Consider the following 17,418-nt stretch of genomic DNA (forward strand, 5'->3'; position numbering starts at 1 on the left):
TTTATATTTTTACATCCAATGGATTGAGGGGTAAATTTTTAAAAGGAGATACAAAGGGTTCAAGCTTTAAAGGTCTGTCAAAACTAAGTTTACCGTTATGCCAATAAACTTTATAGTTTCCCTCACAAGTTTGTAGATGATTCCCGTTTTCATCATGTCCAGTAATGCGACTACACTCAAACATCATGCGTTCAAAAGATAAAGTTTCCTGTACTTCTTTAATAAATAATACGTTAGTAGTTTTTTTTGTAACTTCGCCCTGTCCGTTCAAAGACTTAGGCTGTTTATTGTGGTTATCCATGTTGCAGCCTTTTTTTATTTTCTTATGTTAGATAAACACATATCCGCCTCAGCTTCAATCTCTTTAAGAGTTTTAGCTTTGCCAGTCTTAATCCAATCGATAATTTCAGTTTTGAAAAATTTTAAACGATTACCTTTTTTGTAGAATGGTATTTCGTTACGTTGTACATAACCGTACAAAGTGGGTACGCTTAATTCCGTGAGCTTTGAAACTTCCTTAATGTTTAAAGGCGTTTCAATTTCGGGTTTATCTCCAGTCTTATTAAGTAGTAAGGCTTTTAATTCTCTCACCTCGTTTGTAAGGGTTGCAACTATATTAGGTAGTTGCTCAAATCTTAGTGTTTCCATTACAGTAATTTTTTAATTGTTTACTGCATAGGTATATGTTTGTTTCGGGGATGGAAATAGTTAGAGGGTTTCGGGGCTGTTTCTAGGTTTAGTAGGTTTGTTTTAAGGTTTTATTTTGCGAAATCTGTATAATCATTTTCATTAAATCCATTAAAAGCATCATTCATAATGTTGAAGTATTTACGCTTTAAACTTGTTTGATTTGATTCTTTATTCTTACTGTTAAAGTAGAAATCAAAAAATACTTTTCTAATGTTTTTCTTTATAAAACCTTTGCAATTAAAATCTTGTATCTGAGGCTCTAAATCGATGAAAGTGGTTTTTATGAAAATTAACAGTTGCTTATTTGTCAAATAGAACTCGTTATTTTTATTCGTTGTTTTAATTAATGTTTCAAAATGATTATACACATCCTTTATAGCTACTTTCGGTATTAATTTATTTTGCTCTTCAAAAAGTTGCTCTTTTGCTAACTCACTATTACTGTCATTAAGCTGTTCGAGTTTGATTAATTGCTCTTTTAAGAAATTAATGTATCGCTTTTGTTTTAAAGATATTTTTTCACGTGTTTTTTCTAAAATAGAATTTTGTATTACTTCCTTTTTTTGATTACGGTATTCTTTAAACTCTTTAATTTCTTTTTTTATGAATATTTTAATTTCATTTTTTTGATTGTAGTTAGGTTGTAACTGTTCTTTAGCATCTTTAAGAAATCTATCTCGTTTAATTTCAAAATATTCATTCATTAACTCCATGCATGCATAAGGAAATATCAACGTTTTATTTGTTTCAAAATATGTTTTCCTGTATTCGCTGGTAGTAAGATGGTTCGTGTTTTCTGAATTTGTAATCATTGCCTTTTTTTAAGTATTAAAAGTTCATCAAATTATTAGCGAACTCCTTTTTTGCTTCATCTTCAAACCCAGCAAAATAATTTTTAGTTACGCTGAGGTCGCTATGGTTTAAAGCTTCACTAATAAACTCCATACTAACACCGCTGCGGATTGATTGAGTAGCAAATGAATGTCTAGCCCAGTACGTTGAAATATCGGCTGGTAAATCGTTTGCTTTGGCTATTCTTTTGATATGGTCGTTAATTAATCGAGTAAAGTTTTTAATTTTATTGTATTGGGTTTGGCTGGAATCTTCAAGAGCTATAATACTGAATACAAAACCGTCTTTATTTTCATTGCCATACTTTGAAATAATACTTTTTGTGTATTCCGTTAAATGAATTGTGATAGCTGTCTTTTTAGCTGTTTTGTCAAAGGTTTTAGCTCTGTAATAATTGAATCTATCTTCTTTGATGTCTGAGTATTTTAATAACGAAATATCTTTTAAATTCATTCCGTTGCAAGCGTAACTAAAAAACCAAAAATCTTTGGCTTGCTGTTCGTTCTCATTTGTAACCTCAGCATTAAACAAAGTCTTTAGCTGTTCAGCATTTAAAGCCTTTTTTACTTTCCGTGTTTGTGGTATCTTAAATTTCTTTTCCCCAAAAGGATAAATATCTTTAATTATATCGTTGCTTTCAATAGCATTATTAAAAACAGCTCTGAGGGTTCTTGTATAAATCGCTATCGTTGTATAGCTCTTTCCATTTGATAGCATGAAGTTTTGATATTCATTTAACCAGTCTACGGTAATAGTATTAAAAGATAATTTTTCAATATTGCATTTCTTTTGGTTTTCGCTGAAATCCGCTAATGAGTTGAGCGTGTATTTATAGCTTTCAGCCGTACCGATTTTATTATTCTTTAAATTTTTCTGAATGACTAAATCAAAGTGATATTTAACATTGCTCTGGTCTGTGGATTTACGAAATAGTTTAGCCTCAAATTTTGCAAAATCAAAAACCGTCATTTGTTCAGCTTCTTTATTTGCTCTAGTTTCAATAGCTTGAAGTTTTAAGCGTGTTTCATTATTTGAGCCTCTTAAATTTTTGTTGTCTGGATTAGTCCAAATAGTATCAAATTGTTTTTCGGTCAAATCAATATCCAAGGCGTACCATTTTTCAATCTGCGTTTGCTTTCCGTAAACTCTTAATTTAACTGGATATTTTTGAGTCTCTTTTTTTCGTCGAATATCTAAACGTATGGAAATTTTGTAACCCTTTATTTTTTCGCTCATTTGATTTAATTTCTGTAAATATAATCATTTGCAGAATATTTGCAGAAAAAATATATTAATAAACATATAACAGCGATTAACAAACAAATAGTATATTTGCTTTAAATACTTGGTTTTATTAATGTTTAGGTAAAAAAAAGGTAATTAACAAATAGCGTAATACTTGACTGGCAGTCAAGAGGTCGTGGGTTCGAATCCCATCTTCTCCACTTAAAAACGCATCTGTTTATAATAGCAGATGCGTTTTTTTATTTTACTTCCAGTGTATAATTAAATATGTTTTTCAAAAAAGCTATAAAAAGCAGTTTTTGTTTTTAAAATAATAATCTATACGAAAATCTTACAAAAGCATTTTAATGTCTTATTTTTATTAACTTAGTAATACAACAATACATGCTTTGTTTTGAAACCTACTAAACTAATTTTTTCAATATTAATATTTTGTGTTTACTTCTATTTAGAATCTCAAGAAAGACCTCCTATAGAAGCCTATAACCCTACAGACTACGGTGCTGAAAATCAAAATTGGGCCATATCACAATCTAAAGATAAATATATTTATGTTGCAAACAACAAGGGGCTTTTAGAGTTTAATGGGGCTAAATGGAGCCTTTACACATCTTATAACCAAACAATTATTAGGTCAGTTAAGGTAATAGATAACTTTATTTACACTGGAAGTTATAGGGAGTTTGGTTATTGGGAACACAATATATATGGCGCTTTAAAATACACGGCTCTTTCAAAAAAATTAAACATTCTTTTTCTTGATGATGAAGAAATTTGGAACATTATTACAATTGATGACTGGATTTTGTTTCAATCATTAAACAGAATATACATATACAACAAACAAACACAAGCTTATTCAATTATTGAATCTAACACTACCATTTACAAAATCTTTAAGGTTAACGAAAGCATTTATTTTCAAAAAGTAAAAGATGGGGTTTATGAAATTGAAAATGGCAAATCTAAACTAGTTTCAAATAATTCAATTTTAAAGGAAAATCTTCTTGTAAACATATTTTATCATAATGATAGTGTTTTGTTTGAAACGGAAGATGCTGGCTTTTACCAGTTAAAAAACAAGGAGTTAAAAAAATGGGAGATTCCTGCAAACCAAGTGCTTTCAAAAATTAGAATTTACAGTAGCATCCAATTAAAAGACAACAGTTTTTTATTAGGCAGTGTTTCAAACGGCATTATTCATTTAACACCAGAAGGTCGTATTAATTATCAAATAGACCACACCAACGGGTTAAGAAATAATACAGTACTATCTGTTTTTGAAGACTTAGAAAACAATATTTGGTTGGGGTTAGAAAACGGTATAAACTGTATTAACATCAAATCACCATTCAGTATTTACAAAGATCAAAAAGGAAATATAGGTTCTGTAAATACTTCAATAAATTATAATGGTTACTTGTATTTAGGAACTAATCAAGGTTTGTTTTGTAAAGAAGAAGGAAGCAAAGAGTTTAAGCTTATAAATGGCACTCAAGGAGCTGTTTGGTGTTTAACAACTATTGATGACTTCCTTTTTTGTGGTCACAATTCGGGAACTTTTGTGGTAAATGGTAATAAGGCAACATTGGTTTTAGATGTTTTAGGTACTTGGGAAATAAAAAAAATAGATAACAGAAATGATGTGCTTCTACAAGGCAATTACAATGGCTTAAATATTATTGAAAAGGTAAATGGAACATGGAAACATAAAAATAAAATTAAGGGTTTTGATATTTCAAGTAGATATTTTGAAATGGTTAGTCCCACTGAAATTTTTGTTAACCATGAATACAAAGGTGTTTTTAAAGTAAAATTAGATGCTAATTTAACCAAGGCCACCAGTGTTACACAAGAATCTTCGGTACCCAAAGGATCTAAATCAAGTCTTATTAAATACGAAAATGATATTTTATATAGCTACAGCGAAGGCGTTTTTAAGTATAATACAAAAGAACAAAAATTCATTAAAGACTCTATTTATAGTCAATTGTTCAGTAAAGAAAATTATGTTTCGGGAAAACTAGTTACAGACAAAAGGTCTAACAAATTATGGGGATTTTCTAAATACAATATAAGCTACATAGCACCCAGAAAATTAAGCGATATCCCAAAAGTTAAACAAATTTCATTACCTACTAATTTAAGAAATGATGTTTCTGGTTACGAAAATATATCCTATTTTAAAGACAACCTATACCTATACGGAACATCGCAGGGTTATATTTTGATTGACTTAGATAAAATGGTCAATACAACTTTTAAAATAAATATTAATTCAATTTCTACTAGTGTTTATAAGAATGGATATAGATTTAATTTAATCAATAGAAATGAAAAAGGAGATTACAAAAACAATGAAAACAATATTGAATTTGAATTTAGCATCCCCGAATACAAAAAATATATATTAGCAGAATATCAATTCAAATTGGATGGCATTTACAACAACTGGAGTAAATGGTCAACTAGTTCAAATGCATTATTTGAAAACTTACCTCATGGCAGTTACACATTCCAAGTAAGAGGAAGATTAGGAAACCAGTTTTCTTCAAATACCGAAACATATTCGTTTACAATTGGTAAGCCTTGGTATATATCTAATATAGCAATAGCGGCATATGTGCTTTTTGTTCTACTTTTTTCTTTACTAATGCACAACATTTATAAGCGCTATTATAGAAAGCAGCGAGAACAGTTAGTTAAAAAAACACAACAAGAGTTAGAGCTAAAAGAACTTGAAAACAAACAACAGTTGATGCGTTTTAATAATGATAAATTAAGACAGGATATTGAAAATAAAAATAGAGAGTTAGGCATCTCAACCATGAGCTTAATTAAAAAGAACGAGTTTTTAAACAATATTAAAAAAGAATTACAAAAAGCTCAAGATGAGAAAAATTTAAAGCAGGTTATAAAAATTATAGATAGAAATATAAACAATACAGACGATTGGCACGCTTTTGAAGAAGCTTTCAATAATGCCGATAAAGACTTCTTAAAAAAAATAAAATCAATTCATCCTGCATTAACATCTAACGACCTACGCTTGTGTGCCTATTTAAGACTTAATTTATCATCCAAAGAAATAGCGCCGCTACTTAACATATCGGCAAGAAGTGTAGAAGTTAAACGCTATAGATTGCGTAAAAAAATGAATTTAGAGCACGATGATAGCTTGACAGATTACATTTTAAAAATATAACTACACAACAAACGTGTTTTTTACCTATACAACACCACAACATTTCTGCTTTTTAGGCTTGTAAAAACTAAACTCTTCAAATTACGTTTTTATCAATAACAAACTTATTTATTAGCATTTTAATAAAAAAGAACCCTTTTTTATAAAGTGTATGTTTTTTGTTGTGGTTTAAAATTACAATACATCAATTGTTAAAATTAAATTTATAGAAACTAAAACTAAATGTATATGAGACATTATCTCTTTAAAATTTTTGCTTTTCTTTTCATTGCATATTCAAGTGCGCAAAATGTAAATGTAAGCGGAACAACACTAGACCACAGCGGTATACCTATACCAGGAGTTAATATCATTGTAAAAAACACAATTAAAGGAACAACTACCGATTTTGATGGTAATTTTACAATAGCTGATGTAAAATTAGGCTCCATTCTAACTATTAGTTATATAGGGTATGTTACCCAAGAAGTTAAAGTTAGCAGCACTACCAATTTAACAATAACACTTCAGGAAGATATAGCAAAGCTAGATGAAGTTGTTGTAATTGGTTATGGTACACAAACTAAAAAGGAAATAACGGGAGCTGTTAGTGTGCTTTCTAGTGAAATTATTGAAGCTTTAAAACCAACACGTATTGAACAAGCCTTACAGGGACAAGTTGCGGGTGTTAACATTACGTCACAATCTGGTACACCGGGTGGTGGATCTACAATTAGTATTAGAGGGGTGTCTACCAATGGTGATAATAAACCGTTAATTTTAGTAGACGGGAATGTTATTGAAGATTTAAGCGTTATAAACCCAAATGATATTGAAAGCATAAACATTCTTAAAGATGCTACAGCTGGTATTTATGGTGTTAGAGCCGCAAATGGTGTTATACTTATAAAAACCAAAACGGGTCGTAAAGAAATGCCTTTAACCATTGAGTACAATGTTTATGGCGGTTTTCAAGAAACTACTCGAAAAATACCGGTTTTAAATGCTACAGAATATGCTTTAATTGTTAATGAAGCCTATGCCGCTGGGGGTAATGTACCTCCTTATTCTAGCATATTGGGTTTAGGTATTGGTACAGATTGGCAAGATCTGGTTTTTGAAAGTGCGCCTATTACAAATCACAACATCTTGTTTAAAGGTGGTGGCAAAAATGCAACGTATTCATATAGTAGCTCTTTTTTAACACAAGACGGTATTGTGGGTGGAAACAAATCTAATTTCACACGTTTCACTAATAATGCGAGTTATAATTTAGATTTTTTAGAAAATTTCAAATTCACTTCTGGTCTTACTTTAATGAGAACCAACAAAAAAAATCTTCCAGAAAACTCAAATTCGTCGGTGCTTTTTAATGCCATTAATATGGCACCAACATTTTCTGTATATAATCAGGAAGGTGAATATACGTTGGCAGAAGGATTAGGTGGAGAAGTTATTAACCCTTTAGCTCAAATAGACGACACGTATGACAGAGGCAAGATTCTGAAATTAAGTGGAAATGCGGGACTATCATATAATTTTCTAGATCATTTTACTGCACAATCAAACATTCAGTTTAATTATTCTGAAGTGTCATCAAAAGTTTTTAATCCAATAGCTTATTTTGGAAGTGGAAAGAATAGTAACGTTGATAGAAGTAGTGTTTATGAAAGTTTAAATTACTTCAGAGATTATACATTTGATGCCTTTATTAAATATGAAAACAAAATTAATGACATCCATAATGTCAATGTACTTTTAGGTACATCGGTATTTAAAACAACAGGTGAATTTACAGGGGCTACAGGATTTGATATTATAGGAAATAGTGTTGTAAATGCTAATTTAGATCAAGCTACAGATATTGAAAACATTAACAGATTTACTGGCAGAAATGCTACTTTCGATTCTAGGTTACTATCCTATTTTGGAAGGATACAATATGATTACAATGGTAAATATTTACTATCGGCTGTATTAAGACGAGACGGTTCTACAAAATTTGGACCTGAAAACAGATTTGGTTTTTTCCCTTCAGGATCTATTGGTTGGGTAGCTTCAGACGAAGAATTCCTTAAAAACAGCAACGTCTTCAATTTATTAAAAGTAAGAGCCTCTTATGGAATTTTGGGTAACGACAGAATAGGTGATTATAGATATATTTCATTATTAAATGGTGAAGGAACTTATATTTTTGATAATCAAGAGTTTATTGGTACTGCTGCAGGTGGTATTGCCAATCCTGAAATTAGATGGGAAAAACAAAAAACCTTCGATGTTGGTGTAGATATGCGTTTTTTTAATAATAAAATGGATGTTACTACCGATTATTTTAAGAAAAGAACGGAAGATTTATTGGTAATTCCAGAAGTTTCAGGATTGTTAGGTACAGGCGGTGCACCCGTTGTAAATGGAGGTACTGTTGAAAACGAAGGACTTGAATTTGCTATTGGCTATTCAGATCGATTTAACGATAATTTTAAATTCAGCATCAAATACAATGTCACTTACATTAAAAATGAAGTTTTATATGTAAACACCGATACTGGCTTTCTTGAAGGCGGAGGTTTTGGCATTGGTCAACCTGCACCTTCTAGAATGGAAGCAGGATTTCCAATAGGATATTTTTATGGTTATGAAACTGCTGGAATTTTTCAAAACCAAGCAGAAATTAACGCATCGGCTGTTGGAGACATTACTCCAGAACCTGGAGACATTAAATATGTAGACCAAAATAATGACGGAGCGATTACACTCGATGACAAAACCAATATAGGCAATCCATTACCAGATGCCACAATGGGTCTTAATATCTCTTTAGATTATAAGAACTTCGATTTTGCAGCATACGCTTTTGCATCAGTTGGAAATGAAATTGCACGTAATTACGAGCGTGGTCAACAGCTTACAAATAGAACAAATTCTTATTTAGCACGCTGGACTGGAGAAGGCACAAGTAACTCTTTCCCTAGAGTTTCTAACGGAGCTACTCCAAATAATTTGTTTTCAGATTTTTATGTTGAAGATGGTTCGTTTGTTCGATTACAAAATGTACAATTAGGCTATACATTTTCAGATAAGGCGTTTGAAAACTCTAGAATAAGCAAACTACGACTTTATGTTTCAGCAAGTAACTTATTCACACTTACAAAATACAAAGGTTACGATCCAACAACATCAAGCGGATCGCCTATTGGAGGTGGTATAGACCAAGGGTTTTATCCTAGCGCTAAAACATTTTTATTAGGTATTAACTTAAAATTATAATTAAGTATTATGAAAAATTTAAAAACTATAAAGATTCTTGTTTCATTCGCTTTTATAGCAATGTTTTCATGTGCTGACGATTTTATTGATGTGGCTTCACAAGACGAGAATTCAGAAGATTTCTTTAATTCGGAAGCAGATTATCAAAACGCATTAATTGCTGCATACGATTATTTACAAGCAACGGCACAACAATTTCAAGTTGCCGAAATAGCATCAGACAATACACTTGCGGGAGGTGAAAGTGCTACGGACTCACCCGGTATACAAGAAATTGATGATATGATTCACACACCAGTAAATGCCCAACTTAGAAATATTTGGACATGGATGTACACGGGGGTTAATCGTACCAACTACATCATGGAGTTTCAAAATAAAACCGACTTTGTTAACAAAACAAGTGTTTTAGCTCAAACCAGATTTTTAAGAGCTTTCTATTACTTTGAATTGGTGAAATGGTTTGGAGATGTGCCTTTAGTGGTAGACAAGCGTATTCAATTTGGTGATCAATTTGGAATTGAAAGAACCCCTAAAGCGCAAGTATATGCTCAAATAGAACAAGATTTAATTTTTGCGGTAGACAATTTGCCTTACACACAAAGCCAAACAGGAAGAATTACAAAAGGTGCAGCCGAAGCATTGTTAGGCAAGGCATATTTGTATCAAGAAAAATTTACGGAAGCAGCTACTGTTCTTGAAAACTTAATAGACAAAGGTCCTTATGATTTATTGCCTTCAAACATTGCTCCATTAATGTGGGAGAACGAATATGAAAATAGTATAGAATCTGTTTTCGAAATTCAATATTCTGATGTTGACGGTGGTTCATACGATTGTTTTCAATGTTTAGAAGGTAATTATGCTGTTGGTTTTAATGGTGTAAGAGGCTATGTAGGTCCGGTTTTCGATTTCGGATATAGTTTTAATGTACCAACTCAAGATGTTGTAGATGCTTTTGAGCCTGGAGATATTAGATTAGACTATTCTATTTTAGATATTAAAAAATGGATTGAAGAAAACCCAACAGCCAGTTATAATGAAGATGCTGGATATGAGCAAACAGGCTATTTTAATAGAAAGTACATAGCACGATTGGGAGATGCCAACCGTCCCGATGCAGCACTTACAAATCCTAACAACTTTCGTGCAATACGTTTTGCAGATGTATTGTTAATGGCAGCCGAGGCACTAAACAGAGGTTCTATTAGCGATGCTAGAGCTCAAATCTATTTAAACAGAGTTCGAAATAGAGCCATGTTAGGCAATGTTACAACTACAGGAACCAACTTAACAAACGATATTTACAAAGAACGTCGTGTTGAATTAGTGGGTGAAGGACACCGTTTTTTCGATTTGGTTAGAACAGGAAGAGCTGCTCAAGCTATCCCTGGTTTTCAAACAGGAAAACATGAGCTTTTTCCAATTCCTATCCAAGAAATAGAATTATCTGGTAACGTTTGGGTACAAAACCCAGGATATCAAAACTAAAAAAATAAGATATGAAAACATTAAAGTATATATTTAGTTTAAGCTTGATTGTAATCGTCTTTTTTAATTGTACTGAAGATGATAACGATTTGAGTTTTGTAGATAATGTGGTGGCACCATCAAACGTTTCAGCATTGTTCCAAATTACTCAAGATAATACAGGGTTAGTAACTATAACACCAAATGCAGAAAATGCAACTAGTTATACTATAAAATTTGGTGATGGAACAGGGGAAGAAGTAACTGTTAAACAAGGAGAAAGTACAACCCGCATTTATACCGAAGGTACATATTCTGTTGTTATTGAAGCTATTGGTATTACAGGTTTAAAAACAGAAGTAACCAAAGAACTCCCCGTTTATTTTAGAGCACCAGAAAATTTAGAAGTAAAAGCAGAAATAGATAGCTCAAACCCTTTTGTGCTAAACGTATCTGCTACTGCAGATTACGCAGCTTCTTTTCTTGTTTATTTTGATACTTCTAATACTGATGAAGAACCAACTATTTTAGCATTAGATGAAACAGTAAGTTTTGAGTATCTAAGTGTTGGCGATTATACCATAAAAGTGGTAGCATTAAGCGGAGGTACCGAAGTTACAGAAGCTACCCAAGTAATAACCATTGAAAAACCAACTCAATTACCTATTGATTTTGAAATTTTTGATGCGACTGTTTTTCAAGGATTTGGAGGCGCTTCTAACGAGGTTATAGACAATCCGGATACAAACGGAAACAGTTCTTCTAAAGTTGGTAAAATAGTAAAAGGAGGTCCAGAAAATTGGGCAGGAAACGTAATTACATTATCTGCACCAATCGATTTTTCTACTAAAAAATTCATTACAATGAATGTTTGGTCTCCAAGAGCCGGCGGTAAGGTTGTATTAAAATTAGAAAACCTAACAGAAGCTAGCACTAATATGGAAGTTGAAGCTACAACAGTAGGAAATAGCACTTGGGAAGAAGTAACATTTGATTTCAGTGAAATTGATACAAGCAAAAGCTATCAAAAACTTGTATTATTTTTTGATATTGGAACTATTGGAACTGGTAGTGCAGACTGGACATTCTATATTGATAACATTAAGCAAACTACAGGACCAGTATCCAATTACGCACCATTAATTTTTGATGATTTTGATGGTAATAGTAATATTACAACTTGGGCACAAGATGCTTCAGTATTAACATTAAATACTGCCAATGTTTTTAATAAAGGAATTAATACCTCTCTTAAAGTTTTGAAATATGATGATAATGGAGGTCAATATGCTAACATTCGTTTTGATGCAGCTGGAAATTTTGATTTATCTACTTCAAGTACCTTTACACTAAAACTTTATGTACCATCCTCAGGTTTAACAGGAAGCCAAACAAATAAAATTCAATTAAAACTACAAAATGGTACAGCGGCAGAGCCTTGGGCTATGCAATCTGCTATTGAGAAAAATATAGTTTTAGATCAATGGCAAGAAATCACTTTTGATTTCGCTAATGATGGGATATTAGGTTCAGCCAATCCTTTGGCAAGAACAGATTTTAATAGAGTCGTTTTACAGTTAAATGGAGAGAATAATACGGATCATGTAATTGGCTATTTTGATGATTTTGCCTATGGTTCAACACCACCTGCAGATACTGCCCCTTTTGCAACAGATGATTTTGAGGGCAATGGTACTATCACTACATGGGCTCAGGATGGCTCAGTTGTAGACACTGCTTTTCCAATAGGTGTTTTAAAAACAGGGATGAATTACTCCAACACTGTTTTAAAATACGATGATAATGGAAGTGGTGATTATGCCAACATTCGTTTTGATGTGACTCCTAATTTTAATTTGAATCAGAAAAGCAAATTTACGTTAAAGCTTTATGTACCAACTTCAGGTTTAACAGGAAGTCAAACTAATAAAATTCAATTAAAACTCCAAGATGGTACTGCTGCAGAACCATGGGTATTACAAACAGTTATTGAAAAAACTATTGTATTAGATCAATGGCAAGAAATAACATTTGATTTTGCTTCAGATGTTGTATTAGGACAACAAAACCCACTTGATAGGACAGATTTTAGTAGAATTGTTATTCAGTTAAACGGTGAAGGTAATTCTGATAAAGTAATTGGGTATATCGATGATTTTAAATATCATAATTAAAAAATGAAAGAAATGAAAAATATAAAATATATAATAGGAATATTCCTTTCAATATCAATGCTATTCACTAGCTGTCAAGATGATGACAACGAACTTGGAGACCTTATAGCACCTTCAAATATTGAAATAATAGTTACTTATATTGATGATGGTGCAGAATCACCCGCTCCAGGATTAGGAAGTGGCGAAATTAAAGTTTCAGCAAAAGCCGATAAAGCTACCGCATATCAATTTGTAATACAGGGGCAAACAAAGCTTCAAAAATCAGGTAGCGTATCTCATACATTTACAACGCTTGGTACAAACACCTATGCAGTTACTGTAATTGCTTTTGGAACCGGTGGTGTTTCATCTACCAAAACCATTGAGGTTGAAGTGCAAGCTTTATACGAGCCGCCAGCAGATTTATTAACCATGCTTACATCTAACAGTTCTAGATCTTGGAGAATTGCTTATGAAACGCCTAATTATTTTGGTTTAGGACCTGTTGGAACTACCAGATTAGGAGAGTACTTCCCGAACGGAGGAACACCCGATAAATCAACTTCTGGAATGTATGACGACCGTTATATTTTTAATAGCGATGGAACCTTTACTCACGATACTGGTGATGATGGAGCTGTTTTTGGTCGCAACGGGCTTATTAATGAAATTGGTGGTCCTGGCGATGGTACAGCAGATGGTGATGATATATTAAAATACTCTTACGCAGATTATTCAGAATCGTGGACTTTAACAGCTCCTGGTGGTGTTGAAACGTTAAGTTTAAGTGGTTTAGGATTTATAGGTTATTATATAGGTGGCAGTACACCACATTCATATAAAATATTTGCTAGAACCGACAATTCCATGTCATTAATTGCCACCGACGGGAATAATCAATTCGATTGGAATTTTATTTTAATAGCAGATTAATACAAAATCATATTTGGATACGGATAGAAAACCGCTATCCAGTATGAATAGTTAAAAACGAAAAAATGTTTAAAAAGATGCTTTACATAATCAATTTAGGGTTGATGCTTTTATTATCCTGCTCTGGAGGTAATGATGATTCTTCAACAATCGAAGAACCAAAAGAAATAATTCCAAAAAACCTGGTATTAACCATTGATCTTTCTGGTAAGGATGCTAGCAATCCGAACGGAGATGGCTCTGGTTTAATTACATGCACAGCTTTGGCAACAAATGCAGTTTCTTTTGGTTTTAAAATAGGTAGCAATGCCGAAGTAACAAGTGCTAATGGTTTCTTTAATTACACGTTTACAACCGAAGGAACCAACGATTATATTATAACCGTATTTGCATATTCAAGTACAGGTAATGCTATCAGCGATTTTAAAAAGGCAACTGTTTTTGTTGCCAAAAAAGACCCACAATTAATTTGGTCGGATGAATTCAACACAGATGGAGCTCCTGATACTTCAAAATGGGGTTATGATATAGGAACTGGGGATAATGGTTGGGGCAATGGTGAAAAACAATATTATACCAATAGAACTGATAATGTCAAAGTTGAAAATGGGGTGCTAAAAATAACAGCGAAAAAGGAAAACTATCAAGGTTCAGAATATACTTCAGCAAGATTATTAACAAAAGGAAAATTCGAGTTTACTTATGGTCGTGTTGAAGTAAGAGCAAAACTACCAAGTGGTTCTGGTACATGGCCAGCTATTTGGATGTTGGGAGCCAATATAGATAATGTAGGTTGGCCTGCTTGTGGAGAAATAGACATCATGGAGCATTGGGGGTACAACCCTGCCATAATTTCTAGTGCTACACATACACCTTCTTGTTCTGGTGGTTGTGCAAATACAAAAGTAGGTGAAACAACAATAAATGATTATGCAACAGCATTCCACATATATAGTCTAGAATGGATAGAAAACGAATTAAACTTCATTATAGACGGAAACATAAAATACACCTATAAACCAACAGAAAAAAACAGCAGCACTTGGCCATATACAGCTCCACAATTTTTAATTTTAAATGTCGCCATGGGTGGTAGTTGGTTTTCTATTGATCCAAATTTCATAGAATCTGTAATGGAGATAGATTACATAAAAGTATATCAATAATTATGAAAAATAACAGTTTATATAGTTTGCTTATTGCCTTTATTTTAGTTGCTTCTTGTAAAGAGCAGAACAATAATTCAGAGGACAATATCAATAATTCTAATCAAACAATTGAAAATAAAGTTACCCAATTGCTTTCTAAAATGACTTTAGAAGAAAAAATAGGGCAAATGAATCAATACAATGGTTTTTGGAACGTTACAGGTCCAAAACCATCCGATGGTGATGCAGCAAAAAAATATGAACATCTAAAAAAAGGCTATGTTGGTTCCATGCTGAATGTTAGAGGCGTTAAGGAAGTAAGAGCCGTTCAAAAAATAGCTGTAGAAGAAACCAGATTGGGCATTCCTTTAATAATTGGTTTTGATGTGATACACGGTTATAAAACGTTAAGTCCAATACCTTTAGCCGAAGCTGCAAGTTGGGACTTGGCAGCTATTAAAAAATCGGCACGAGTTGCCGCAAAAGAATCTGCAGCAGCAGGGATCAATTGGACCTTTGCTCCTATGGTCGATATTTCAAGAGATGCGCGTTGGGGTCGTGTTATGGAAGGTGCCGGCGAAGACCCTTTTTTAGGTTCCAAAATTGCCATAGCAAGAGTTCAAGGGTTTCAAGGAGACGATTTATCTTCTCATCAAACCATTGCAGCTTGTGCAAAGCATTGGGCGGGTTACGGTTTTGCCGAAGCAGGTAGAGATTATAACACCGTTGATGTTGGAACTTCAACACTTAACAATATCATTTTTCCACCTTTTAAAGCGGCTATGGATGCTGGGGTAAGAACATTTATGAACTCTTTTAACGAACTAAACGGAATTCCTGCAACAGGTAATGTGTATTTACAACGCGATATTTTAAAAGGAAAATGGGGTTTTGATGGTTTTGTAGTATCCGATTGGGGTTCTATCAACGAAATGATTGCTCATGGATATGCTAAAGATAAGAAACATGCTGCTGAACTTTCTGCTATAGCAGGTTCTGATATGGATATGGAATCCTATGCTTACGTTGATGAATTAGCAAATTTGGTTAGAGAAGGAAAAGTAAAAGAATCATTAATTGATGATGCTGTAACACGCATTTTAAAAGTGAAATTTGAATTGGGGCTTTTTGATGATCCTTATAAATATTGCAACGAAGATTACGAAAAAGAAGTCACTGGAAGCAAAGAAATTCATGATGCAGTATTAGATGTAGCTAAAAAATCTATCGTGTTGCTTAAAAACGCGAACCAAGTACTTCCTCTTAAAAAAGAAGGACAACATATTGCTTTAATAGGTGTTTTGGCTGCCGATAAAACAAGTTCGTTAGGAAGCTGGCGTATTGCTGCTGATGACAATACAGCTGTATCTGTTTTAGAAGGATTGCAAAAATATACAGGCAACAAAATAACTTATGCAAAAGGTGCCGATGTAGTAATAGGGAAAACCGAATTCGCCATAGAGTTACAAATTAATACTGAAGATAAAAGTGGTTTTTCTGAAGCTATAGCAACAGCTAAAAAATCAGATGTTGTTGTAATGGTTTTGGGCGAACACGGGTTTCAAAGCGGGGAAGCTAGAAGTAGAACCGATTTAAACTTACCAGGGGTTCAACAAGAACTTTTGGAAGCCATATATAAAGTGAACAAAAATATTGTCTTGGTTTTAAACAACGGAAGGCCTTTAACTATTACTTGGGCAGATGAACACGTCCCAGCCATAGTTGAAGCGTGGCAATTAGGCACGCAAAGTGGAAATGCCATTGCTGAGGTTTTATATGGCGATTACAACCCAAGTGGAAAGTTACCTATGTCATTCCCAAGAAATGTGGGTCAAGTACCCATTTATTACAATTACAAAAATACAGGTAGACCTATTATCCCTGCACCAAATGAAGTGTTTTGGTCTCATTATATAGATGAAAGTAACGATCCACTATACCCTTTTGGACATGGTTTAAGCTACACTACTTTTTATTATAGCAATTTAGTGGTGAATAAAATTTCAAATGAAGCAGTTGAAGTTTCCGTTGAAATAAAAAACACAGGAACTTTATTAGGAAAAGAAGTAGCTCAATTATATATTCAAGATGTATTTGCAAGTGTAACAAGACCTGTAAAAGAATTAAAAGGATTTGAAATGATTGAATTAAAACCAAATGAACAAAAAACCATCAAGTTTAAGTTAACAAATAAAGAATTAGGATTCTTTAATAATGAAGGTGAATTTGTTTTAGAACCTGGTGAATTTAAAGTATATGTTGGTGGCAGTTCTAAAACTGTTTTAGAATCTAAATTTAATTTAGAATAGATGTACAAATTTTGTTGGAAGTCCATCTTTGTTGATGTTTTTTAAATTTTGGTCAAACGTATTTTTGAGAGTTATAGAAATAAAATTTTCATTTATTTTGCATTCAGATTCTGCGTTAAGAAAACATACGAACAGGGATTAAGTTGCTTTTTAATGGTTGTTGC

11 protein-coding genes are annotated in these 17,418 nt (G+C 32.7%); 7 read left to right on the forward strand and 4 right to left on the reverse strand.

Annotated features, from left to right (window positions below):
• Position 1: 1 nt before the first annotated feature.
• From QLS71_RS07410 to QLS71_RS07425, 4 genes are all read right to left on the reverse strand, one after another.
• A complete protein-coding gene (locus tag QLS71_RS07410) occupies positions 2–301 on the reverse strand; it encodes a hypothetical protein (protein ID WP_308991669.1) in 300 nt (99 codons plus the stop codon).
• A gap of 14 nt (positions 302–315) precedes the next feature.
• Positions 316–648 carry a helix-turn-helix domain-containing protein gene (locus QLS71_RS07415; RefSeq protein ID WP_308991668.1) on the reverse strand — a complete coding sequence of 111 codons (333 nt, stop codon included), beginning with the start codon at positions 646–648 and terminating at the stop codon, positions 316–318.
• A 110-nt stretch (positions 649–758) separates the two neighbouring features.
• Positions 759–1,502, reverse strand: coding sequence for a hypothetical protein (locus QLS71_RS07420; RefSeq protein WP_308991667.1), 744 nt, complete (start codon positions 1,500–1,502; stop codon positions 759–761).
• 16 nt (positions 1,503–1,518) lie between these two features.
• Positions 1,519–2,778, reverse strand: coding sequence for a site-specific integrase (locus tag QLS71_RS07425; protein WP_308991666.1), 1,260 nt, complete (start codon positions 2,776–2,778; stop codon positions 1,519–1,521).
• A gap of 403 nt (positions 2,779–3,181) precedes the next feature.
• On the opposite strand from QLS71_RS07425, the gene QLS71_RS07430 reads away from it, so the two are divergent.
• The 7 genes from QLS71_RS07430 to bglX all read left to right on the forward strand — a co-directional run bounded on the left by QLS71_RS07430 (position 3,182) and on the right by bglX (position 17,254).
• A complete protein-coding gene (locus QLS71_RS07430; RefSeq protein ID WP_308991665.1) occupies positions 3,182–5,992 on the forward strand; it encodes a triple tyrosine motif-containing protein in 2,811 nt (936 codons plus the stop codon).
• Between the two features lie 228 nt (positions 5,993–6,220).
• On the forward strand, positions 6,221–9,238 hold the full coding sequence (locus QLS71_RS07435) for a TonB-dependent receptor (RefSeq protein ID WP_308991664.1): 3,018 nt from the start codon (positions 6,221–6,223) through the stop codon (positions 9,236–9,238).
• Positions 9,239–9,247: 9 nt separating this feature from the next.
• Positions 9,248–10,729, forward strand: coding sequence for a RagB/SusD family nutrient uptake outer membrane protein (locus QLS71_RS07440; protein ID WP_308991663.1), 1,482 nt, complete (start codon positions 9,248–9,250; stop codon positions 10,727–10,729).
• An 11-nt stretch (positions 10,730–10,740) separates the two neighbouring features.
• Positions 10,741–12,882 (forward strand): hypothetical protein, encoded by a 2,142-nt coding sequence (locus QLS71_RS07445; RefSeq protein WP_308991662.1) that lies wholly within the window; start codon positions 10,741–10,743, stop codon positions 12,880–12,882.
• Positions 12,883–12,894: 12 nt separating this feature from the next.
• The gene (locus QLS71_RS07450; RefSeq protein ID WP_308991661.1) at positions 12,895–13,797 is read left to right on the forward strand and encodes a glucan endo-1,3-beta-D-glucosidase; all 903 of its coding nucleotides are present in this window, start codon (positions 12,895–12,897) and stop codon (positions 13,795–13,797) included.
• A gap of 77 nt (positions 13,798–13,874) precedes the next feature.
• Positions 13,875–14,963, forward strand: a complete 1,089-nt coding sequence (locus QLS71_RS07455; protein WP_308991660.1) for a glycoside hydrolase family 16 protein — start codon at positions 13,875–13,877, stop codon at positions 14,961–14,963.
• 2 nt (positions 14,964–14,965) lie between these two features.
• The gene (gene bglX, locus QLS71_RS07460) at positions 14,966–17,254 is read left to right on the forward strand and encodes a beta-glucosidase BglX (protein ID WP_308991659.1); all 2,289 of its coding nucleotides are present in this window, start codon (positions 14,966–14,968) and stop codon (positions 17,252–17,254) included.
• Positions 17,255–17,418 lie beyond the last annotated feature (164 nt).

Origin of the sequence: Mariniflexile litorale, assembly GCF_031128465.2 — a bacterium.
Lineage (GTDB): Bacteria > Bacteroidota > Bacteroidia > Flavobacteriales > Flavobacteriaceae > Mariniflexile > Mariniflexile litorale.